Here is a 19872-nt window from a genome sequence, read left to right as displayed (position 1 = left end):
GAAATAAGGGGGAAAATTGTAATGGCTGAAACAGCAATTTTTGCAGGTGGGTGTTTTTGGTGCATGGTCAAGCCGTTCGAGGAGCAGCCAGGCATTTTGAACGTCGTGTCTGGTTACACCGGCGGCCACGTCGCCAACCCGACCTACGCCGAAGTGAAGGCCCACAAGACTGGGCACACCGAAGCAGTGCGGATCACGTTTGACCCAAGCATCGTTTCCTACGAGGACCTGTTGAACACATACTGGCAGCAGACCGATCCAACCGACGCCATGGGCCAGTTCCAAGACCGCGGCGACAACTACCGGCCGGTGATTTACGTGGCGAATGCCAAGCAGCGTGCGGCCGCCGAGGCGTCGAAGAAGGCGCTTGAAGCCAGCGGCCGGTTCGACAAGCCCATTGTCACCTCGATTGAGGACGCCAAGCCGTTCTACGAAGCTGAGCCGGAGCATCAGCAGTTTTATGCCCACAACCCGCGGCGCTTTGCCGAGGAACACAAGCAGCGTCAGGAATTCATCGACAAAAACTGGAGGGACGCCTAATGCGCCAAAGCTTTTATCAGTACCTGATGACCCTACGCAACCCCAATGATCACGGTGAAATTGCGAATTTCGCCCAGAATGCGTTTTTTGACCAGGCGTTTCCGAAGCAGGAAACTGATTTTGAAAAGCTTTCGAATTACCTTGAGCTAAACGCCGGCTATCTGCCGAGCATGAGTGTTTTCGACCAGGCGTACAACATGTACCTGAGTCACGAGCACATCGGAAGGAATTAAAGCATGGATAACGACCCAGAAAACAAGCAGTCGACCCCGGAGCCAAAGCCAGACCCAAAGCCAGACCCAACGCCGGAGCCGACGCCGACTCAGGAATCAGCCAACAAGCGCGCGCCTTACCGGTTCTCGAAGTGGGCGACCGCGGTGATTGCCGTCGTCGCCCTGCTGGTTGGCGGCGGCCTTGGCTACGCACTGCACCCGGAGTTGAACCCTGGCGATAAGCTGGCGGTGCCGCCGGCCTTTTACAAGGTCATCTCGACCTATAACTCCATCAAATCCAGCTACTACAAGCCGGTGTCTTCGACCAAACTGGCCAATGGAGCGATCAACGGGATGATGGAGAGCCTGGGCGACAAGTTCTCGACTTACCTGCAGGACAACGACAAGAAGGACCTGGACGACACCATGTCCGCCAGCTTCGGTGGGATCGGCGCGACGGTTGAGCAAAACGGCACCAAGCTCACCGTTCAAAGCGTTCAACCCGCCAGTCCGGCGAAAAAGGCGGGGATCCGCGCCGGCGACCAGCTGATGGCGGTCAACGGCAAGTCCGTTGAAAAGCAGTCCGTCAGCGAAGCAGTCACCAAGATCCGCGGTAAGATCGGCACCACGGTCAAAGTCACGATTCGCCGCGACAACGCTGATCAAACCGTCACGATGAAGCGGGCGCAGATCACTCAGGCGACCGTGACATCCGCGCTGAACAAGACCGATAAATCAGTCGGTGTGATCACCGTGGCCAGTTTCTCTGACCCGACTGCGACCCAGTTCGAGAACGCCGTCAAGAAGTTGCGCAAGCAAGGCGCCAAGAAGTTCATCGTCGACTTGCGGGGCAACGGCGGCGGCGAGCTGAACACGGCGCTGCGGATGGCGTCGATGGGGCTGAAGAACGGTCAAACTATCGTCAAGGTCCAGGACCGCGCCGGCAAGACGCAGGTCTACAAGGCTGGCAAGGGTTACGACGAAGGCTTTAAGATCAACGCCCCAATCGCCATTTTGATCGATGGTAATTCGGCGTCGGCTTCTGAGATCCTGGCCGCAGCCTGGCACCAAGGCGCAGGCGTGCCGCTGATCGGCAGCCAGAGCTACGGCAAGGGCACGGTGCAAAATGTCGCGCAGCTCGGGGACAACGCCGAGGTCAAGCTGACGGTCGCCAAGTGGCTGACGCCGAACGGCACCTGGATCAACCATAAGGGCCTGACACCGACCATCAAGGCTGATTACCCGGCCTGGGCCAAAATTGCCGGCTTTGCGACCGTCAACATGAAGCTTGGCGATGAAAGCAACGATGTGAAGTCGCTGCAGACGTCGCTGGCGGCGCTGGGCTATGACGTGGGCGCGGTCAACGGCTACTTTGGCCCGACCGTGCAAGCGGCGGTCCGGAAATTCCAGCAAGACAATCATCTGCCTGTCACCGGCGAAACCAATGACGCGACGCTGACCAAGATGATCACGCTGCTTTCGGCCAAGTTGCAAACTGATGACGCGGCGATGGATGCCGCCGTCAAACAGTTAGACAAGTAAATTGATGCGTTCCGTTTCGAAAATTGAAACGGAACGTTTTTTGTTGCCTGAACTAATCCCCGAGATAAGGGGGAAATGCTGATTGGCAAGGGTCCGCACCGGCTTTTGGCGGTGCGTTTTGCTACGATAAAAGTAGTCTTTAGACATGACAATAGTTTGACTAAGTTTGACGTTTAGGCTGATATTAGTTAACATAATCATGTACCCTTCTTTTCTGAAAGGATTGATTAAATGAGAACAGTCTCGTTAAAGATCTTAGACGACGCGATCGAAATGGATGTGCCCCAGGCGAAGGCAGAACTGCAGCCGCGGCACATGGTGATTCGGTATGACCCGGATCAGTCGATTGGCGAAAATCTTGAAAACATTCGTGTGAAACTAGTCGGCGTCGATTTTGACGCCATCATCATTGAGAACCCCTTGACCTATCCGTTCTCCGACACGGTCGTGGGGCTGCATCACCAGCGCATTGATATCGGGCTGGCGCTGACCAACATGTTTAACGTGCCCGTGCTGGCACGGCCAACGGTGACCAAGGGCGGCTTGGACCAGGCGTTTAACACCAAACAGCGTTACAACAGCTGGCACCTGGACTACTACGGCGAGTACCAGGGCAAGCGCAACTTCGGCCAGGAGGCCATGCTGACCATTGGCAATGGTTACTACGGCCTGCGCGGGGCCTATGTCGAAAGCCATCCCGACGATGACAACTATCCCGGCCTGTACGTGGCCGGCGTCTACAACCAAAACACGACGCCCGTCAACGGCCGCAACGTGGTCAACGAGGACCTGGTCAACCTGCCGAACGCGCAGGCGCTGACCATCGGCATCGACCACGCCAACCCGTTCAAGATCCGCCACAGCAATATCAATGACATTTACCGCAGCCTGGATTTGAAAACCGGCCAGCTCACCACGACGCTGATGGTCGCGTTTGGCACCGGCCACCAAATGATGGTGCGGGCGACCAAGGTGGCGGACATGAAGCACTGGCACCGGCTGGCGATCCGGTACGAGTTCACACCGCTGAATTTTGCCGGCAGTGTGCAGGTATACGGCACCATCGATGGCGACGTCGTGAATGACAACGTCGCGCGCTATGACCAGTTCGATCAGCACCACATCAACGTGACCGGCATGGCTAGTGCTGCCAACAAGGCGCTGCTGACAGGGGCCACCAAGAACTCCGACATCGACTTTGCCATTGGCAGCAAAATGAGCAGTCCGAACGTGGACCTGACCCGGCGCGTGGCCACGACGACGGGCTCAAAAGCGCTCCGGCAAACCGTTGACCTGACCGTCGAGCCGGGCAAGGTTTACACAATCGATAAGACAGTGGCCATTTACACCAGTCGGGAAAACGGTGATGAGCCGCTGGACACCGCCGTCTGGGACGAGCTGGACGAGGAGACATTTGAGGACACGGCCAAGAGTACGAAAGACTTTTACGCCGACGTGTGGCGCGATACCGACATCGCGATTCAAGGCGACACAATCAGCCAAAAGCTGACCCGGGTCAATATTTTTCACCTGTTCGTGTCCGGGTCCGCGCTGGCCAGCGACCAGCTGGACGCGTCCGTGGGCGCCCGTGGGCTGCATGGCGAGGCGTATCGCGGCCACGTGTTCTGGGACGAAATGTTTGTCATGCCGTTTTACGCGTCGCACTCACCGAAAATTGCCAAGGCGATGCTGGGTTACCGCTATCAGCGGCTGCCGGCAGCCCGCGAGTACGCGAAGAGCATCGGCAAAAAAGGCGCCATGTACCCGTGGCAGTCGGGGATGAGAGGCGACGAGCAATCGCAGTTCGTCCACCTGAATCCGTTGACTAACCAGTGGGATCCAGACAACTCCCGGCGCCAGCGTCACGTTTCCTTGGCGGTGGCGTACAATGTCTGGCTGTACTGGCACGTCACCGGTGATGACCAGTTCATGAAAGACCAGGGTCTGGAAATGCTGCTGTCGATTGCGAAGTTCTGTCTCAGCATGGCGACCCTCGACCCGAAGACCGGACGGTATCACATTAGCGGCGTCATGGGTCCGGATGAGTACCACGAAAGCTATCCGAACAGCGACGAAGACGGCCTGACCGATAATGCCTACACCAACATCATGACGGCCTGGCTGTTCCAGCTGATCGGGCAACTGCGCCCGCAGTTTACCAAGGACGCGTACGACGCGGCCGCCAAGCGGGCCGATTTTTCCGCCAAGGATTTTGATCAGCTCGATGTCGTGCGGCGTAAGCTGACGCTCGATATCAACGACAACGGCATCATCGGCCAGTTCGCCGGCTACTTCAGACTGCCAACGCTGGACTTTGACGCCTACCACAAGAAGTACGGCGACATTTCGCGGATCGATCGCATCCTGAAGGCGGAGGGCAAAACGCCGGACGCCTATCAGGTGGCGAAGCAGGCTGACACCATGATGGCGTACTTCCTGCTTGATCCGGCCACCATCGAAGGCCTGATCGCCGACATGGGCTACAAGCTGCCGGCGGATCATTTTGCGCAGAACTTGGAATTCTACCTCGAGCGGACGACGCACGGCTCCACGCTGTCGCGGATCGTCTACGCGGTCTTGACGCGGATGGACAACCGGCGCGACCAGTCCTGGAAGCTGTTCCATCAGGCCTTGTTCTCGGATTACTACGACATTCAAGGTGGCACTACCGCGGAAGGCATTCACCTGGGCGTCATGGGTGCCACGCTGCATGTGGAGGAAACTCTGTACGGCGGCGCGGATTTGCTGGGCGACGAGCTCCGGTTCGACCCGGAGCTGCCAAGCCAGTGGCAACAGCTGCACTACCAGCTGCACTTCCAAGGGGCTGAAGTTTCAGTCACCGCCGATCATCACGCGCTGACACTGAAGGCAGACAAGCCGATTAAGGTGAAAGTCGCAGGCAAGCCGGTGGCACTGACTGCTGGCAAACCGGTTACCGTCGATTATCGTTAGGAGGCATTTCATGACAACATTTGAGCAAATTAAAGGCGCCGTGTTCGATTTGGACGGCGTGATCACCGATACGGCAAGGTTCCATTCACAGGCCTGGAAGCAAATCGCCGATAAGGTCGGCGCCGGCTGGGACGATGACCTGGCGGACAGCCTGAAAGGCATTGACCGGATGGCCTCACTTGACCTGATCTTGAAGCACGGCGGTAAGCAGAACGACTTCAGCGATGCCGAAAAAGAAGCGCTGGCCACCGAAAAGAATACCCGCTACTTGAAGTTGGTCGATACTCTAACGCCAGCCGATATTCTGCCTGGCATTCAGGCGTTTCTGGATGCGCTGCAGGCCGGCGGCTACAAGCTGGCGCTGGCGTCCGCGTCCAAAAACGCGCCGCGGGTGCTGAAGAACCTGGGGCTCACTGAGTACTTCCCGCACATTGTCGATCCCGCGACCCTGACCCACGGCAAACCAGACCCGGAGATTTTCGTCAAGGCGGCGGCAAGTATCGACTTGGCCCCTGAGGCCTGCATCGGGATTGAAGACGCCGCGGCCGGAGTGCAAGGTATTAACGCCGCCGGCGAAGTCTCGGTCGGCATTGGCGATGCTGAAGTCCTGCACGAAGCCGACATTATTTTCCCATCGACTGCCGAGTTGACGCTGCCGAACATCAAGGCCGCGATGGAAAAGGGCGATGTGAATGCCTAAAGCAGTCGTCTTTTTCGATTTGGATGGCACGTTGCTACGCGATGACAAGTCGCTGGCCAAAAGCACGCTGACGGCCATCGATCAGCTGCGGCAAAATGACGTGCTGCCGGTGATCGCAACCGGGCGCAACATTTTCGAGATTCAGTACGTGCTGGATCAAACCGGTATCGATTCAATCGTTTCGGCCAACGGCAGCTATGTCCAGTACCAGGGCCGCAAGCTGGACGCGGCGGTGATCCCGCAACCGTTGATCGAAGCGTTCAACGCCTTTGCCGCAAAGCAAGGCGATCCGGTGGCCTGGTTCAATAACCAGACGTTCGCGTTGAGCCGCGAAACCGAGGCTACCCGGGAAAATTTTGCCTTGCTGAAGCTGGACGCCAAGGTGATCCCGGACTGGTACCAAACGCACGAGGTCAATTTTCTGTTTGTGTTCAACACAGGCAAGGAAGACTTGTACAATCGGCAGTTTGCCGGCCAGCTGGACCTGGTCCGCAATAACCCGCGCGGTCTGGACACAATGATGGCCGGAGTGTCCAAGCGGACGGGCATTCTGACGCTGCTGAATGAAGCAGGGCTGTCTGGCACGCCGACGTACGGCTTTGGCGATGAGCTCAACGACGAACAAATGCTGAAGCTGGTCGACCATCCCGTGGTGATGGGCAATGGCAATCCGAAAATGAAGGCGCTGGCGGACTACGTGACCAGCGATAACATGCACGACGGGATCGTTCAAGGACTGCAACATTTCACTTTGATTTAAACTAATCCGTGATTAACCAAAAAAGCGGACACTTTCACCTGCAACAACCGGTGAAAGTGTCCGCTTTAGTGTGGCGGCGCTAATTGAGCCTGAGAAGTTGCTCGGCGTTACGGTGGCCGATTTGTTCTTTGGCAGCATCATCCAGGATCGACTCATTCAAAAAGCCAGCGACTTGGTCCTTGGCTAAGACGTAAGGAAAGTCCTCCGACCAGATGATGTGACTTGGGCCGACTTCGGCCAACGTGAGGGCAAACTGCGGCTTCGTGAACATCCCCGATGGGGTGACATAGACGTTTGACTTGTAGTAGTCGGAGAATTTGCGGTCGAGATTTACCTTGGCAACCCCGGTCATGAGGTCGAGCCGTTCCAAGAAGTTCGGGACCATTTCGCCCCAGTGACCGGAAATCAGGTGCAGGTTCGGGTACTGGTCGAACAGCCCGCTGCAAATCAGCCGGACCATTTGCACGCCGGCCTCTTCGTGCCAGCCCCAGCCCGCCATACTCAGAATATTGGCAACGCGGTCATCGTAGGATGGGCTCTGGAACCGTTCGCGGTCGGCTTTCGTCGGCATCCCTGGGTGTAGGTAAAGTGGCACGTTCAGCTTTTCCGCCTCGGCAAAAATGGGGCGGTACTGCGGCTCGTCAAGGTAGTGTCCGAACGGCAGGCCGGCGATCATCGCGCCTTGAAACCCCAGCTGGTTCACGGTGCGCGCAAGTTCTTCCGCTGCGGCCTCGGGATCTGTCATCGGCAGGACGGCAAATCCGCCGAAACGGCCCGGGTACTTGCTGATCTTTGCAGCCAGCGTGTCGTTGGTGTGCTGGCAGGCGGCGACGGCTTGCGCCTTGTCCGGGATCATGGCGCCGCTGGGGCCGGAGTTGGAAAGGACCTGCATGCTGATGCCGTACTTATCCATATAGGCAATTTTCTTGTCAAAGTCCATGGACAACTCGTCAATTTGCGTGGGGTTATTGCCCTTGGTTGCTTTTTGCTGGGCGGCGGTCATGGTTTCCTTGTGCGGCAGCTGATAATGTTCTTCAATTGTAATGATTTTTGTCATGTTGACTCGCTCCTACTTGTCGCTATTCAGCCAATCATTGGTCGTGTCCATAAACTTCTCCACCGACTTCGGCTGATCCAGGCCCGGCAGATCATCGCTGGCCTTGACGCCGAGGTCCTTGAGCACGATCGCCAGGTTCTTGTAACTGTCCCGTGCACCAACAACAGGCTTGATGTCCTTCGGGGTGACGGGCAGCAGAGTGTCGCGCTCGTAAATCGGGGTCATTGAGTAAATCTTCCACTCGCCGCTGACCTTTTTCAGCGAGTAAACCAGCCGAACGTAAATCAGGTTGTCCATGGTCTGACCTTGCACTGGGGTACGGCCGGTCATGGTGGTCACCACGACCGCGACGGCTTTTTCGCCGTGCAGCCACACGAGGGTGTCGTGCATCTTGTGGGCCGGCAGGGAATCGGTTTGCGCATCAGGGGCCGGCTTCGAAGCGGCTAAAAAGCCATTGATGTCGCCCTTGTACCAGGAGATCTCAATGGTCGCGTCGTCGGTGTAGCAAGTGGCCATCCCATCCCACAGGCCGTAGTCCCGGGCATAGCGCTCGTAGTGGACCAGCTCTGTGATCTGCTCTTTGGCCAACATTTCGTCGACTGTCTTCGTGGTCGGCCGTTGTTCTTCAAATGTCATGAATCAAAACTCCCTTTCAGTGCGGTTCAACATTTTTCTGCATTAATAGTTTACAACTATGAAGTATAGTTGCATATTTAACACATGTCAACTATCATTGAATTAACGATTAAAGGCAGGAGGTGCCATATGGCCGAAAACAAAACAGACACGCGCACGTTCACGCAACTTTTTTCCGCACTGGCGCAGGAGATGGTGCAAAATCGCAGCCAAAACGGCCTGGGACTGACCCGGCTGCAGGGGCTGGCCTTGCGCAGTGTGAATCAGCGGCCAGGCATCACCATGACCGAGCTTGCTCAGCAGATCGGCATTACGAATCCGCAGCTGACGCGCATCGTGACCACGCTTGAGGACCGCGGGCTGGTCAAGCGCGAGCACAATCCGGAGAATCGCCGAGTGGTCAATGTCCAAAGCACTGAGCAGGGCGTGGCACTGATTGCGCAAAACGTTGAGGCCGTCGCGGCACGCTACGACCAGGCGCTGCAAACGCTGACGCCAGCCGAGCAAACCACCCTGGTCCGAGATTTGCAAACCAGTATGCGCCTGATGACAAAGGCTGGCATCCTCAAGGGACTCAAACAGCCCGTCGCGGCGGACCAAAGCCCGGCGCCAAAATAGTCGACGATGCACTCGTCCTGGTAAACGGAAATCAGACAGAAAACGGAGGCAGTCAACATGAAAGCAATCGTGATCGAACAAGCAGGTGGCCCGGAAGCGTTAAAACTCATGGAGGTGCCGACCCCTCAGGTCAAACCAGGCTGGAGTTTGGTGAAGGTGAAGGGCTTTGGCATCAACCGGTCGGAGATTTTTACCCGCAACGGTGAGTCGCCGACGGTCAAGTTTCCGCGCATCCTGGGCATCGAGTGTGTCGGTGAAATTGCGGCGACGACCGATGACGCGCACCTGCCCCGCGGCCAAAAAGTCGCGTGCCTGATGGGCGGCATGGGCCGGGCGTTCGACGGCGGGTATGCCGAGTACGTGCTGATGCCAAACCAGAGCATTTTACCGGTTACAACCAGTTTGAGCTGGGCAGAGTTTGCGGCCATTCCCGAAACTTACTTCACCGCATATGGCGCGCTGCATAACGCGCACAGCGACCGCGCCAAGCGCCTGTTGGTTCGTGGGGCGACCAGCGGGGTCGGCAGTGCCGCCATTAAGCTGGCCAAGGCCATGGACGCAACCATTAAAATCGCCGGCTCCACGCGCCACCAAGAGAAGTTTGCTGAGCTAAAAGCGATCGGCTGCGATGAACCGGTGCTGGATCAAGCCGGCAAAGTACAAACCAATGACAAGTTTGATGCCATCATTGAACTGGTGGGGACGGCGACGCTGACTGACTCGCTGGCGCACCTGAATCCACGCGGGTACTGCTGCCTGGTCGGGGGCCTAGCGAATCAGTGGACGGTGCCTGATTTTGACCCGTTTGTCATTCCGACCGGCGCCTCACTGACGTCGTTTGGGTCCGGCGCCGAAATCACGCCTGAGCGGTTCTCGAACATGATGCGGCTGATCGAAAACCATCACATCGATGTGAAACCGCGCAAGACGTTTGACTTGGCCCACACCGGGGAGGCCCAGGCTGCTTTAGACGAACCGGACAGCTTCGGCAAGGTGGTTGTTCTGCTTTAACTGAATCTTCCGGATACGAAAGCACCGCCATCTGCAACATGCAGGTGACGGTGTTTTTGTGGCCAGACGGAACTTACTGAGCCTGGTGAGGGACGCGATTCAGCCTGACTTGATCCCCAACCTCGGCGATGACGTCAAAGCCTGGGTCGTTGTCTAGCTCACCAAAGTTCAATTTCAGGGTGTGGCCGGTTTGCTCGACGGTGTGGACGCGTTCTTTGACCAGCATGCGCAGGGCCTCGGCGAAGGTGAAGTGGTTGGCTGCTTCCTGTTCCGCCTTGGCGAGGGTGTAGCCTTGGTCGATCATCGATTTCACAAAACTGATCGTGACAATGTCGCGGTAACTGTATCGCTTGTTTTGGCCTTCGCCGTGCCGGATGGGGTGCACGATGCCTTTTTTCTCCCAATACCGGATCTGCGTGGCCGTCGCGCCGGTGACCCGACTGGTTTCACCGATGCCCATTGACACGTCAAGGTCTTGGACCCGACGTTTGAATTCGAATTCATCCAAGGTTTTTCCTCCTATACCATTGACATGCAAACACAACTGACGTAATATTTTCAACTGTGATTATAACACAATGTTATATTCGAGCAACGAAAAATTAGATAGGGAGCCTAAAACATCAGATGGATAGTCTAAAAAATGCTAAAGATGTGAATGGTAAGCCGATCCACGCAATGATGATGATCATCACCCTGCTAGTAGGGACCTTCACCACCGTCTTGAATCAGACCATTCTCTCAACCGCGTATCCGACCTTAATGAATACGTTCAATATTTCCACTTCGACAGTCCAGTGGCTGACGACAGGCTTCATGCTGGTCAACGGGATCATGATCCCGGTCACCGCGTTCCTGGTGAACAAGGTGCCGACCAAAATCCTGTACCTGTTTGCGATGAGCACGTTCCTGATCGGGACCATTGTCGCGTACGTCGCCGGCAACTTCGGCGTGTTGCTGACCGGTCGCTTGATTCAGGCCGTCGGGGTCGGCGTCACGATGCCGCTCCTGCAGAACATCATGCTGACGATTTTCCCGCCTGACAAACGTGGGGCAGCCATGGGGGTTGCCGGGATCGCCATCGGGGTCGCACCTGCCATTGGGCCGACACTTTCCGGCTGGGTCATTGACCAGTTCGGCTGGCGAATGCTGTTCGGCATGATCATCCCCGTCGCGGCTCTGGTTTTGATCAGCTCGTTCTTCTTCATGGCGAACGTCCTGCCTGACCGCAACCCGAAGCTCGACGTGCTGTCTCTGATCGAATCGACGATCGGCTTCGGCGCCTTGCTGTACGGCTTCTCCGAAGTCGGCGACAAGGGCTGGGGCTCGCCGATCGTGTACGGCTCCATTATTCTTGGGGTCCTGGTGATTGCGCTGTTCACGCACCGTCAGCTCAACTTGGACCAGCCGTTCTTGGAACTGCGCGTCTTCAAGACCAAGATTTTCACCTTATCCTCAATCTTGGGTTCCATTGCCAACATGGCGATGGTCGGGGCCGAAATGGTCATTCCGATGTACCTGCAGATCATTCACGGCAAAACGGCGCTGGAATCTGGACTCACGCTTTTGCCTGGGGCCATCATGATGGCGCTGATGAGTCCAGTCACTGGGAACATTTTTGACCGGATCGGGGCCAAGCGCCTCGCGCAACTTGGCCTGTTCCTGCTGGCCATTGCGACCGTGCCGTACGCGTTTGTCACGGCCAACACCCCATCGATTTACATCACCATGCTCTACATGGTCCGGATGTTCGGGATTTCGATGACGATGATGCCGCTGACCACCAACGGCATGAACGCGTTGCCGCAGAACATGATCGCCCATGGTACCGCCGTCAACAACACCGTGCGGCAGATCGCCAGCTCCATTGCAACGGCGATCATGATCTCTGTGCTGAGTGACGTCACCAATGCGTCCAAGCCGGCTAAGGCGCTTTTGACCTCGGATCCGCTGGCGTACAAGCACGCGTTCTTCAACGCGACCCTGAACGGCTACCACGCGGCGTTCTGGTTCGCAATCGGCTTTTCCACGCTCGGCTGGCTGCTGGCGTTCTTCCTGAACCAGAAGACGGGTTCCGTTGAGGTCGACCTCAAGGCAGACGCTAAAAAGGAGGCGGCAAAATGATTCTTTGGATACTGATCATTAGCACCGCCTTGCTGTTCCTCAGCTTCATGCTGATGAAAAACTCTTGGTTGCGCACGCTGCTCAGCGCTATTTTCTTGATCATCTTGCTGAGTGCCATCGCGCTGATCCAGAACAACGACGCGAACCACGTCGGCATGAAAAAGGTCACAACCGAATCCACGCAGGTGATTTACAGCGCGTCGCCGAGCCCACAGCTGAAACTGCTGCTGCACCAGGACATCGGCACCGCCGGCAAGCACAACGTGGTCATTTACAAGACCAGCGAAAAGGGCAAGGCAACGCACACAAAGGCTGACTACGACATTCACAACAAGGTCGTCAGCACCTCCGATAACGTCGCGCAGATGAAAGTCCGCCGCACCGAGTGGGTCTACAAGTCAGACTTTTATTCCACGCTGTTCGCCAACCAGAACAACCACTTGCTGGTCAGCCAGACCAACACGTTCTCGCTGCCTAAGGGTTGGTACAACCTGACCACCAAGCAGGCCAAGGAACTCGGTAAGCAGGCGAAAGCCATGCAGAACCCGAGTGCTGCGCAAAAGGCCGCGATGGGCCAAGCCATTCAGGCGCAAGTCGCCGCAGCGATGCAAAAGAATCCATCGATGAGTAAGGCGGATCAGCAGCAGCTGGTAAAACAGATCACTGCTAAGTACCAGCAGCAGGCGATGGCCAAGCTGATCAATCAGATTCAAGCTAAATACTAAGTTTGAAGAAGTCGTGTCTGAGAAGACACGGCTTTTTTTGTTCCCTGATCGGGTGATGATGTCTGCCTATTTTACGCATAGCGGCAGCGCCAGCGAGATTCGCATCAGTCTGCGGCCGAATCCTCGGGATTTTGCTACTACGACGGCCTTGGGCGCTGAGGCCATCGACTACGCGCCAGGGTGGGAGACAAAGAAGTAATAAAACGTGTTTTGGAAGTCGCGTCTGAAAAGATACGACTTTTTGCTGCCATTGAAAAAAGCACTGCCTTAAAAAGACAGTGCTTAAGGGCACCCACAAGCAAATTGTCGCGTACCGAGACTATTGTTCACCAAACTTTTGGGCGAAGTCGGTGATGATACGGCGGCTCTGCTTGGTCTGAATCAACGCCTTGCGCCACTGCGCCGGGGCTTGCTCGTCCAAGTGGCCGGCCGCATACAGACAGGCGGCGATTTGGGCAATCGTATCGGTGTCCTCGCCGAGGTTGGCTGCGGTCAGAATCAGGTCCTGCACAGACGCCGCATTCGCCGCACACCAAACGGCTGCTTCCAGCGAGTCAATCACGTAGCCGCTTGAGCGAATTTGGTCGCGCGGCGTGGCGAAAAAGTCTGGGTTCAAGACCCGGTCAAAATACGCGAACTCCTCGGCACGGAAGTCACCTTGATGCACCAACTGGCTGGCCTGCTTGAGTGCTTCGGCGAGCGCCTGGCCAGCCAGCAGCTGCCGCAGCGTCTCAACGTACAGGCAGCTGGCGATGATCGACCGCTCGTGGCCGTGCGTCACTGTGGTAAAGTCCGTGATGCGTTGCCGGCGATCCCGCCAGTTTTGCCCATCCAGGGCGAAGGCGAGGGGCGCAATGCGCATCAACGCGCCATTGCCGTTCGCGTTAGCCAACCGGCTGCCCGCCTCAGTTGCGGGCACGTGCCCCGTGTTAAAGCGGCTGATGGCCTCACTGGTGCCGATGCCAATATCGAAGCGAATGCCGTGCGGCGTGTAGTCGCCGTCCAGGTAAGCAGTGAACTTTTGCATCAGCTGGGTCGGGCCGCCGCCTTCAGTCAGCGTCTCCGCCAGGCACAAGGTCAGTGAGCTGTCATCTGACCATGAGCCGACCGGCTGATCATACGTGCCGTGGCCGGTCATGTCAGAGACGTGGTAGCTGTCGCGCGGCCGGAACTCGACCGGTACGCCGAGCGCATCGGCAATCATGCTGACTTCGAACAAGTTTGTGATTTGGTTTTGACTGGCCATGGCTGCCTCCATGATTGACGTTAAACACTATTGTTGAATTCAGTTTAGCACAGTGCTTAACCGCAGATGAACTGGTTGCTGCCTGTGGGAGTCTGAACAGTCCAAATTGAGCGTTTATTCGATGGCCCAACGCAAACTGTCACTTACGTTTCATTCTTCCTATCAGTACAATTAAGGCAAGAACATTGGCTAAGCTGAAGAAGTATTTGCTGGCTGCTTAACTCAAGACCGGTAGCCTAGTCTGTTGGCTAAGCGGGCGACTCGGTAGCGTATTTCGAAAGGATGACAATCAGTGAGAGCAGAAACCGAAAAGATGCAGGCTGCCTATTTTACGCAAGTGGGCAATACTGATGAGATTGAAGTGGGTCAGCTACCGGTGCCGTCGATCGGGCCGGCTGATGTCCTAGTTCGGATCCGCGAGGCGGCGGTCAACCGGGTCGACGCGTATGTGCGTTCCGGGGCGTTTAAAACACCGCTTCAACCGCAACAAATCATCGGCCGCGATGCGTGGGGTACGGTGGCGGCCGTGGGTGCAGAAGTCACGGCTTTCCATGTTGGCGACCGCGTCTGGACCAACAGCATGGGATACGGCGGCCGGCAAGGTATCACCGCACAGTTTGCCACCATTCCTGAGGCCCGGTTGTTTGCGATGCCTGATGGCGACCCGAGCAACTGGCTCGCGCTGGTTCATCCCGGCGCAACGGCGGCCATCATCGTCACGCAGCTCTTGAAGCTTCAGCCTGGCCAAACATTGCTTGCCGAAGGTGGCGCGGGGCACGTTGGCCGGATGCTGATCCAGTGTGCGAAAATTTGCGGACTGCACGTGATCGCCACGGCGAATCCGCGAGATTTTGTTGCTGTGACTGCCTTGGGAGCTGAGGCCATCGATTACGCGCCAGGCTGGGAGAAAAAGTTGGATCGACCAGTGGATGCCATCATTGATAGTTCAGGTCGTGTCCCGTTGCAACTCAACCTTGATCAACTTGCAGTAGGCGGCCAGATCATTTTGATTGCCGCCACCAAAGAACCCAAAGTTAGCTTTGACCTGCCCAGATTCTACATGAACGAGCAGCGATTGCGCGGGTTTGTCATCAGCCGGGCGAGTTTGGCGAGTCTGACGCAGGCAAATCAATGGCTGCTTCAGCACGCGGCCACTTTTGCGCCACTGACAGTCGAGCAGTTGTCTTTAAATGATGCCGCAAAGGCCCATGCAATGGTCATGGATCCACAGGTGAAAACGCGGCTGCTGATTACCTTGCCATAGGTGTTGGTAATCCGATATGATGGCCCCAAAGGCAAGCAGGAGGAGAATGTCATGAAAATCGAACTGGTGCCAATCACGATCGACATGTATGAAGGCGACGTCGAAGTCTACGATAATTCAATCACTTTGGATCCGTATGTGCTGGTGCACGTCATTGCCCAGGCGCCACACTGGTCAGAGACGGTCGATGGGGATCTTCAGCTGCGTCGCCAGAAGGTGCGTGAAATCAAAAAGGCCATTGCACCGGTGATCAAGCAGAATCAACAATGGCTCGATTTGGATACTCAGCAGCCAGCTGATGCTATTCTTAAACAGGTCCCGGACATGATCAATAAGCTCATGGCCGTTTTAAACACGGTGATGATTCCAGGCGAGTTGGAAATCGACTCGATGGAGCTGATAGGGTCCTGGCCGGCATACGAAGCTGAGCCAACCGAGCTGCTCGATCAGTATCATCAGCAACACGCGCTTCATCTAGCAGAACGTCTCAGAGACCAAAACCTCGACCAATAACTGACGAGCCGAGTGGTGTGACCACGACCCATGCCCGTCGGATGTCAAAAACGCCCGACCGCTTTTCTTGAAATTACCAAGAAAAGGGGCCGGGCGCTTCGTCTGCATCCGAAACCACGCAAAGGGCACCATCTCTTGCGAAATGGTGTCCCGCGCCACCGGATTTGACCCCGGTGGCTTTTTATTGCAGGGTTGCCCCTGCCTGCTATCCCAACCGCTGTCACCAGGGCCGGTCGCTTTATTAAGTTAGGAAAGTGATAGCAGCATCCTGCCATGCGTCCTGAAAGGACCCCATACGTTGAGGTATGGTCTTCGTAGCCAACCAGCTGGCGGCTCAGCATGCCGGGTCAACCCATGGCTTGGGTCGGATTGCCCGGTAGTTGGCGAGTAGTGCTGATGAGGTTGTTCCTTCCTCACCCACTCGTCATCCAAGGGCAGAATAGCACGGCATGAAATCGTTGTCAATTTAATTGAGATGAACCTTTTTAACCATGTCATGACATATAGTATTCTATTTATATTCTGGGTTGGTTTGCCTGACGAAACGAGTCGCCACACATCAAAAGACGCCCCAATCAACTCGATGATCAGGACGCCATTAACTATTTGGTGAGGGGCTTGAACCGGTCGATGAACGCTGTAGTGATCGGCGTCTGGAGCCGGTGCTTACGCCAGGCCAGGACCGTGTGGGTCTGCACGCGCGGCTAGAACGGGATGAACCGCACCCCGGCGTGATTTTGCGGGTCGATGACGCCTTCGATCGTCAGGGCGGCACCAACTTGTGCTTGCACCAACGGCATGACGTTAAAGATCAGATTGAAGTGGCCGACAATTTTCAGATCGGTCAGTTTAATCTCCGACCACGAAGCCAAGAGTTGCTGCACGGCGCCGCGGCTGGAAATAATGAGCGGCACCTCTGGCAAATCGGCAGGCTCGATCACCGGTTTCGTGGCGATGGGGGCGTCGACACTGACGACCAGGCCCCAGCGCTCTGTATGCGCCAGTGTGAGGTGGTCGTACTTGTCCGCATTCACCGGCTCGAGCAGCAAGGCCAGGTCGATCAGGCCCTTGTCGAGCCGGTCAAACAGGTCGTCGGAGGTCCCGGTGAACAGGTCGAAGGTGACCGCCGGGTATTCGGCCGTGAACCCGGCAAGTTCGTTGGCCAGGGTGTGGCTGCTGTCAGCCTCGACTGCACCGATGTTGAGGTTCCCGCTGAATAACTGACGCCGCTGGTCGATAAAAGTCTGCTCGGTTTGCTGCGTCAACGTCAGGATTTCCTGCGCACGCGTTTTGAGGTAAAGTCCGGCCTGCGTCAGCGTGAGGCCGTGATTGGTCCGCGTGAACAGTGGCGCGCCTAACTCGTTTTCCAGCTGCTTGAGTTGGCGGGAGAGTGTAGGCTGCGTGATGTGCAGACGCTCTGCCGCCCGCGAGATCGAGCCCGCGCCGTCAATCGCCAAAAAGTATTCCAGCAGTCTTAATTCCATCACGCACGCCTCCAGTCAGTTAATAAGGCCGGTCGCCAACCGTGCCGGGCTTATCGATTCCTAGACTACTATACCGATGCAGGCGGGGATTCACAATCGTGTTGACGATCAGGTCGGCGACACTTTTGCGCGAGACGATGGTGCCTTTAAAAGGCGTGCCTTTTGCCGTGAGCTCGTAGTCGACCTCGTCATCGTCCGTCAGGTAGGCGGCGCGAATCAGGGTGTAGTCCAGATTACTTGTCTCAATTAGCTGGGCGGCACGCCGGGTGTCATCCATGACGTCACTGCCGACGTCTTCTTCGACCCAGCGGCCAAACTCGCCAGGCACCTCGTGGTACAAGCCGAGCCCCGTGACGTAGATCAGCCGGTCAACGCTGGCGCTGGTCATCGCCTTGACGATATTTTCCGCCATCGGTTCAAACTCGCCGCCGAGGTTCGAGTAGACGATGTCCTGGCTGACCATGGCTTGGTACAGGGCCTGGTAGTCGTTCACGTCGGCCTCGACCACGGTTTCGCGAGTGGGGTTGATCTGACCAAGCCGCTTGGCCCGGCGCAGGTACAAGGTGAGGTGAGCGTCGGTTTCTTGCAACAGGCGCTGGCGGACCAGTCTGGCAATTCGGCCGTTAGCGCCTAAAATCAGCACATTGGGCAACGGTTAGTCCTCCGTGTCACTTTTGCCGTAGATTTCCTCGGCTAGCGGAAACGCGGACCACGCCTTAGGCCACCCAGCGTAAAAGGAAAGGTGTGTGATCAGCGCGACCATTTCAGTCTTGGTCACGCCGTTTTCCTTTGCGATGGCCATGTGCGACTTCAGCTGCGGGAAAAGGCCCTGCGCCATCAGCGCGGCGCAAGTGATCAGACTGCGGTCGCGGGCAGACAGCTCGTCTTCCTTAGCCCAGACCTGACCGAACAGGACGTCATCATTCAGCGCGGCGAACTGCGGGGCGAAGTCGCCCAAGCGGTCGCGGCCAGCGGTTTGTTTTTTCGCCATTTTCTAGTCCTCCAATGCGTTGTAGGCCTTGTCTGAAACCGGCTCGAGCCATTCCGGCGTGCCGGCCGTGATGGCGATGTGTGAGAACCAGCTGTCCTTCGTCGCGCCGTGCCAGTGCCTGACGCCATCGTGGGTGACCACGACATTCCCGGGGTGCAGTTTGCGCGCCGGCTGGCCCTCTTCTTGGTACCAGCCCTCGCCGCCGGTCACCAGCAGCAGCTGGAAGCCGTCGTGGTGAATGTGCCAGTTGTTCCTGCAGCCGGGCTCGAAGGTCACGTTGCCGACGCCGACGTTGATTGCTGGATCGCTGATCAGGTTGTTGAGGTAGCTTTGGCCGACAAAATACTGGGCGTAGGCGTCGTTCGTCGCGCCGATGTGAAAGATGCCGTACTTTACAGATTGTTCGTTGGTTGTCATGTTGAATCGTCCTTTCGAAAAGCTTTGAGTAGTAACACTTAACTTTGACTGAAGTTAGTGTAGTGGATATTTGACCATGCGTCTAATGCTCTTATTGAGTGCCATACATGCTTTCTGGGCATGCTGATGAGAAGTGGCCACGAGTGGTGCAGACGATTACCTAAGTATGTCGGCAAGGTACTCAAGATTGGTGATTTGGTTCTTATGGTAGTTAAACTACGACGCCAGCTTACCCGATTCGGCGGCCAGAGTACGCAGGAATCACGTCGAATTGTGTGACCTACGCAGTTTGCCGGCAATGACATACGACAAATTTTGTACAATTACGCAGAGCCCCGTCAAAATCATATGGGAGAAGCCTTTTAGGAGTGCTAAATAGTTAAATACAGGGACTCTGCCCTGACACAGTTTTGCTCGTGACATTGTGCAAACATAAGATATTTGTCGTGTATCAATAATCGAAAACTCGGTACGCAGCTTAATTTCGTATGTCCTTCTCGCGAAGCATACGTTTTTGTATAATGGCAGAATACTTTAGCGATTCTGGATAAACGCGATGAGAATCTATCTTTTGTTGTGGGTTTACTAAAGGCGTTTTGCACAGCGGACTAAGAATCTCATTTTATTGACCAGCCTGGAGGCAAATCAAATTAAAACCTGGGGGGTGGAAATCTACCGGATATAAAACATTGATGGAATGCTTTCGAAAAAATGGCATATCAGGCTTCCGTCAATGTTCTAATTTCAGTTGTGTTAGTTGATTATCAAAGGAAAGAGTCAAATTCTTAAACTCATTCATGTTGTATTTAATTTGAACGTTGCTATGACAGATGTTCGTGATGTAGCTCTTAGTCAAAGCTTGAAGCTTGAAAAGATTGTGAACAGATAGATAAGATTATAATCAAAGTATTCTTGAATCATGGACTGGGAAAAGATGAATATCATAATTGCCTGCCACAATTAGATGGGAGAGAGCCATGACACTGAACGCAAACAGCATAGATGCACGTGTAACTAAAATGAAACCCTCAATTTTCAAGTCAAGTGCAACGATGATAACGAATCCTTGATAGTGGTCTA

21 protein-coding genes are annotated in these 19872 nt (G+C 55.8%); 12 read left to right on the top strand and 9 right to left on the bottom strand.

What is annotated here, in order from left to right; translation table 11 throughout:
- Nucleotides 1-21 precede the first annotated feature (21 nt).
- Genes msrA through FC75_RS10715 form a run of 3 tightly spaced genes read left to right on the top strand, consistent with a single transcriptional unit; the run spans nt 22 to nt 2294 of the window.
- Entirely contained in the window at nt 22-540 is a 519-nt protein-coding gene (gene msrA, locus FC75_RS10725; RefSeq protein ID WP_054661828.1) for a peptide-methionine (S)-S-oxide reductase MsrA, read from the top strand.
- Nucleotides 540-773 carry a YozE family protein gene (locus FC75_RS10720; RefSeq protein ID WP_056989873.1) on the top strand — a complete coding sequence of 78 codons (234 nt, stop codon included), beginning with the start codon at nt 540-542 and terminating at the stop codon, nt 771-773. Before msrA ends, FC75_RS10720 begins: the two co-directional genes overlap by 1 nt.
- Before the next feature lie 3 nt (nt 774-776).
- Nucleotides 777-2294, top strand: a complete 1518-nt coding sequence (locus tag FC75_RS10715) for a S41 family peptidase (RefSeq protein ID WP_082623152.1) — start codon at nt 777-779, stop codon at nt 2292-2294.
- Here the strand turns inward: FC75_RS10715 and FC75_RS13055 are convergent.
- A complete protein-coding gene (locus FC75_RS13055) occupies nt 2283-2441 on the bottom strand; it encodes a hypothetical protein (protein WP_235808744.1) in 159 nt (52 codons plus the stop codon). The two genes, FC75_RS10715 and FC75_RS13055, sit on opposite strands and share 12 nt — an antisense overlap.
- Before the next feature lie 84 nt (nt 2442-2525).
- Here FC75_RS13055 and FC75_RS10705 point away from each other — a divergent pair, with 84 nt between their 5' ends.
- Genes FC75_RS10705 through FC75_RS10695 form a run of 3 tightly spaced genes read left to right on the top strand, consistent with a single transcriptional unit; the run spans nt 2526 to nt 6706 of the window.
- On the top strand, nt 2526-5246 hold the full coding sequence (locus FC75_RS10705) for a glycoside hydrolase family 65 protein (protein ID WP_056989871.1): 2721 nt from the start codon (nt 2526-2528) through the stop codon (nt 5244-5246).
- Between the two features lie 10 nt (nt 5247-5256).
- The gene (gene pgmB / locus FC75_RS10700; RefSeq protein WP_054661831.1) at nt 5257-5946 is read left to right on the top strand and encodes a beta-phosphoglucomutase; all 690 of its coding nucleotides are present in this window, start codon (nt 5257-5259) and stop codon (nt 5944-5946) included.
- Nucleotides 5939-6706, top strand: coding sequence for a Cof-type HAD-IIB family hydrolase (locus FC75_RS10695; protein WP_054661833.1), 768 nt, complete (start codon nt 5939-5941; stop codon nt 6704-6706). Before pgmB ends, FC75_RS10695 begins: the two co-directional genes overlap by 8 nt.
- 79 nt (nt 6707-6785) lie before the next feature.
- On the opposite strand, the gene FC75_RS10690 is transcribed toward FC75_RS10695, so the two are convergent.
- A complete protein-coding gene (locus tag FC75_RS10690) occupies nt 6786-7763 on the bottom strand; it encodes an amidohydrolase family protein (RefSeq protein ID WP_054661836.1) in 978 nt (325 codons plus the stop codon).
- 12 nt (nt 7764-7775) lie between these two features.
- Complete coding sequence (locus FC75_RS10685) at nt 7776-8399, bottom strand: nuclear transport factor 2 family protein (RefSeq protein WP_054661839.1); 624 nt, start codon at nt 8397-8399, stop codon at nt 7776-7778.
- A gap of 129 nt (nt 8400-8528) precedes the next feature.
- On the opposite strand from FC75_RS10685, the gene FC75_RS10680 reads away from it, so the two are divergent.
- Together FC75_RS10680 and FC75_RS10675 are read left to right on the top strand one after the other, a co-directional pair.
- Nucleotides 8529-9017: a MarR family transcriptional regulator gene (locus FC75_RS10680; RefSeq protein ID WP_056989870.1), complete on the top strand. Its 489-nt coding sequence runs from the start codon at nt 8529-8531 to the stop codon at nt 9015-9017.
- A 57-nt stretch (nt 9018-9074) separates the two neighbouring features.
- Nucleotides 9075-10028, top strand: a complete 954-nt coding sequence (locus FC75_RS10675) for an alcohol dehydrogenase catalytic domain-containing protein (RefSeq protein WP_054661848.1) — start codon at nt 9075-9077, stop codon at nt 10026-10028.
- A gap of 73 nt (nt 10029-10101) precedes the next feature.
- On the opposite strand, the gene FC75_RS10670 is transcribed toward FC75_RS10675, so the two are convergent.
- Nucleotides 10102-10536, bottom strand: coding sequence for a MerR family transcriptional regulator (locus tag FC75_RS10670; protein ID WP_082623150.1), 435 nt, complete (start codon nt 10534-10536; stop codon nt 10102-10104).
- A gap of 119 nt (nt 10537-10655) precedes the next feature.
- Between FC75_RS10670 and FC75_RS10665 the strand changes: the two genes are divergently transcribed.
- Nucleotides 10656-12152: an MDR family MFS transporter gene (locus tag FC75_RS10665; RefSeq protein ID WP_056989869.1), complete on the top strand. Its 1497-nt coding sequence runs from the start codon at nt 10656-10658 to the stop codon at nt 12150-12152.
- A complete protein-coding gene (locus FC75_RS10660; RefSeq protein WP_054661854.1) occupies nt 12149-12877 on the top strand; it encodes a DUF4811 domain-containing protein in 729 nt (242 codons plus the stop codon). The genes FC75_RS10665 and FC75_RS10660 overlap by 4 nt, the downstream gene beginning before the upstream one ends.
- Nucleotides 12878-13196: 319 nt before the next feature.
- Here the strand turns inward: FC75_RS10660 and FC75_RS10655 are convergent, their stop codons facing one another.
- A complete protein-coding gene (locus FC75_RS10655) occupies nt 13197-14123 on the bottom strand; it encodes an ADP-ribosylglycohydrolase family protein (protein ID WP_054661857.1) in 927 nt (308 codons plus the stop codon).
- A 292-nt stretch (nt 14124-14415) separates the two neighbouring features.
- Between FC75_RS10655 and FC75_RS10650 the strand changes: the two genes are divergently transcribed.
- Together FC75_RS10650 and FC75_RS10645 are read left to right on the top strand one after the other, a co-directional pair.
- Nucleotides 14416-15387 (top strand): alcohol dehydrogenase catalytic domain-containing protein, encoded by a 972-nt coding sequence (locus FC75_RS10650; protein ID WP_054661860.1) that lies wholly within the window; start codon nt 14416-14418, stop codon nt 15385-15387.
- A gap of 51 nt (nt 15388-15438) precedes the next feature.
- Nucleotides 15439-15900, top strand: a complete 462-nt coding sequence (locus FC75_RS10645) for a hypothetical protein (protein WP_054661863.1) — start codon at nt 15439-15441, stop codon at nt 15898-15900.
- 704 nt (nt 15901-16604) lie between these two features.
- On the opposite strand, the gene FC75_RS10640 is transcribed toward FC75_RS10645, so the two are convergent.
- The 4 genes from FC75_RS10640 to FC75_RS10625 are packed head-to-tail and all read right to left on the bottom strand — an operon-like array spanning nt 16605 to nt 18792.
- Nucleotides 16605-17384 (bottom strand): LysR family transcriptional regulator, encoded by a 780-nt coding sequence (locus FC75_RS10640; protein WP_338033679.1) that lies wholly within the window; start codon nt 17382-17384, stop codon nt 16605-16607.
- 19 nt (nt 17385-17403) lie between these two features.
- Complete coding sequence (locus tag FC75_RS10635) at nt 17404-18036, bottom strand: NAD(P)H-binding protein (protein ID WP_054661866.1); 633 nt, start codon at nt 18034-18036, stop codon at nt 17404-17406.
- Between the two features lie 3 nt (nt 18037-18039).
- Nucleotides 18040-18375 (bottom strand): carboxymuconolactone decarboxylase family protein, encoded by a 336-nt coding sequence (locus FC75_RS10630; protein ID WP_054661869.1) that lies wholly within the window; start codon nt 18373-18375, stop codon nt 18040-18042.
- Between the two features lie 3 nt (nt 18376-18378).
- Nucleotides 18379-18792, bottom strand: coding sequence for a cupin domain-containing protein (locus FC75_RS10625; protein ID WP_054661871.1), 414 nt, complete (start codon nt 18790-18792; stop codon nt 18379-18381).
- Between the last annotated feature and the right edge of the window lie 1080 nt (nt 18793-19872).

The sequence above is a fragment of the Lacticaseibacillus camelliae DSM 22697 = JCM 13995 genome, assembly GCF_001436615.1.
Taxonomy (GTDB): domain Bacteria; phylum Bacillota; class Bacilli; order Lactobacillales; family Lactobacillaceae; genus Lacticaseibacillus; species Lacticaseibacillus camelliae.
Note: the sequence above shows the minus strand (reverse complement) of the source record. Positions and strands in the feature narration are given on the sequence as shown.

Coding starts and splice junctions, on each gene's coding strand:
- pgmB (WP_054661831.1), top strand. CDS start 5,257: ATGACAACATTTGAGCAAATTAAAGGCGCCGTGTTCGATTTGGACGGC.
- FC75_RS10660 (WP_054661854.1), top strand. CDS start 12,149: ATGATTCTTTGGATACTGATCATTAGCACCGCCTTGCTGTTCCTCAGC.
- FC75_RS10705 (WP_056989871.1), top strand. CDS start 2,526: ATGAGAACAGTCTCGTTAAAGATCTTAGACGACGCGATCGAAATGGAT.
- FC75_RS10655 (WP_054661857.1), bottom strand. CDS start 14,123: ATGGCCAGTCAAAACCAAATCACAAACTTGTTCGAAGTCAGCATGATT.
- FC75_RS10690 (WP_054661836.1), bottom strand. CDS start 7,763: ATGACAAAAATCATTACAATTGAAGAACATTATCAGCTGCCGCACAAG.
- FC75_RS10675 (WP_054661848.1), top strand. CDS start 9,075: ATGAAAGCAATCGTGATCGAACAAGCAGGTGGCCCGGAAGCGTTAAAA.
- FC75_RS10720 (WP_056989873.1), top strand. CDS start 540: ATGCGCCAAAGCTTTTATCAGTACCTGATGACCCTACGCAACCCCAAT.
- msrA (WP_054661828.1), top strand. CDS start 22: ATGGCTGAAACAGCAATTTTTGCAGGTGGGTGTTTTTGGTGCATGGTC.
- FC75_RS10715 (WP_082623152.1), top strand. CDS start 777: ATGGATAACGACCCAGAAAACAAGCAGTCGACCCCGGAGCCAAAGCCA.
- FC75_RS10640 (WP_338033679.1), bottom strand. CDS start 17,384: ATGGAATTAAGACTGCTGGAATACTTTTTGGCGATTGACGGCGCGGGC.
- FC75_RS10685 (WP_054661839.1), bottom strand. CDS start 8,399: ATGACATTTGAAGAACAACGGCCGACCACGAAGACAGTCGACGAAATG.
- FC75_RS10645 (WP_054661863.1), top strand. CDS start 15,439: ATGAAAATCGAACTGGTGCCAATCACGATCGACATGTATGAAGGCGAC.
- FC75_RS10625 (WP_054661871.1), bottom strand. CDS start 18,792: ATGACAACCAACGAACAATCTGTAAAGTACGGCATCTTTCACATCGGC.
- FC75_RS10630 (WP_054661869.1), bottom strand. CDS start 18,375: ATGGCGAAAAAACAAACCGCTGGCCGCGACCGCTTGGGCGACTTCGCC.
- FC75_RS10665 (WP_056989869.1), top strand. CDS start 10,656: ATGGATAGTCTAAAAAATGCTAAAGATGTGAATGGTAAGCCGATCCAC.
- FC75_RS10695 (WP_054661833.1), top strand. CDS start 5,939: ATGCCTAAAGCAGTCGTCTTTTTCGATTTGGATGGCACGTTGCTACGC.
- FC75_RS13055 (WP_235808744.1), bottom strand. CDS start 2,441: ATGTCTAAAGACTACTTTTATCGTAGCAAAACGCACCGCCAAAAGCCG.
- FC75_RS10680 (WP_056989870.1), top strand. CDS start 8,529: ATGGCCGAAAACAAAACAGACACGCGCACGTTCACGCAACTTTTTTCC.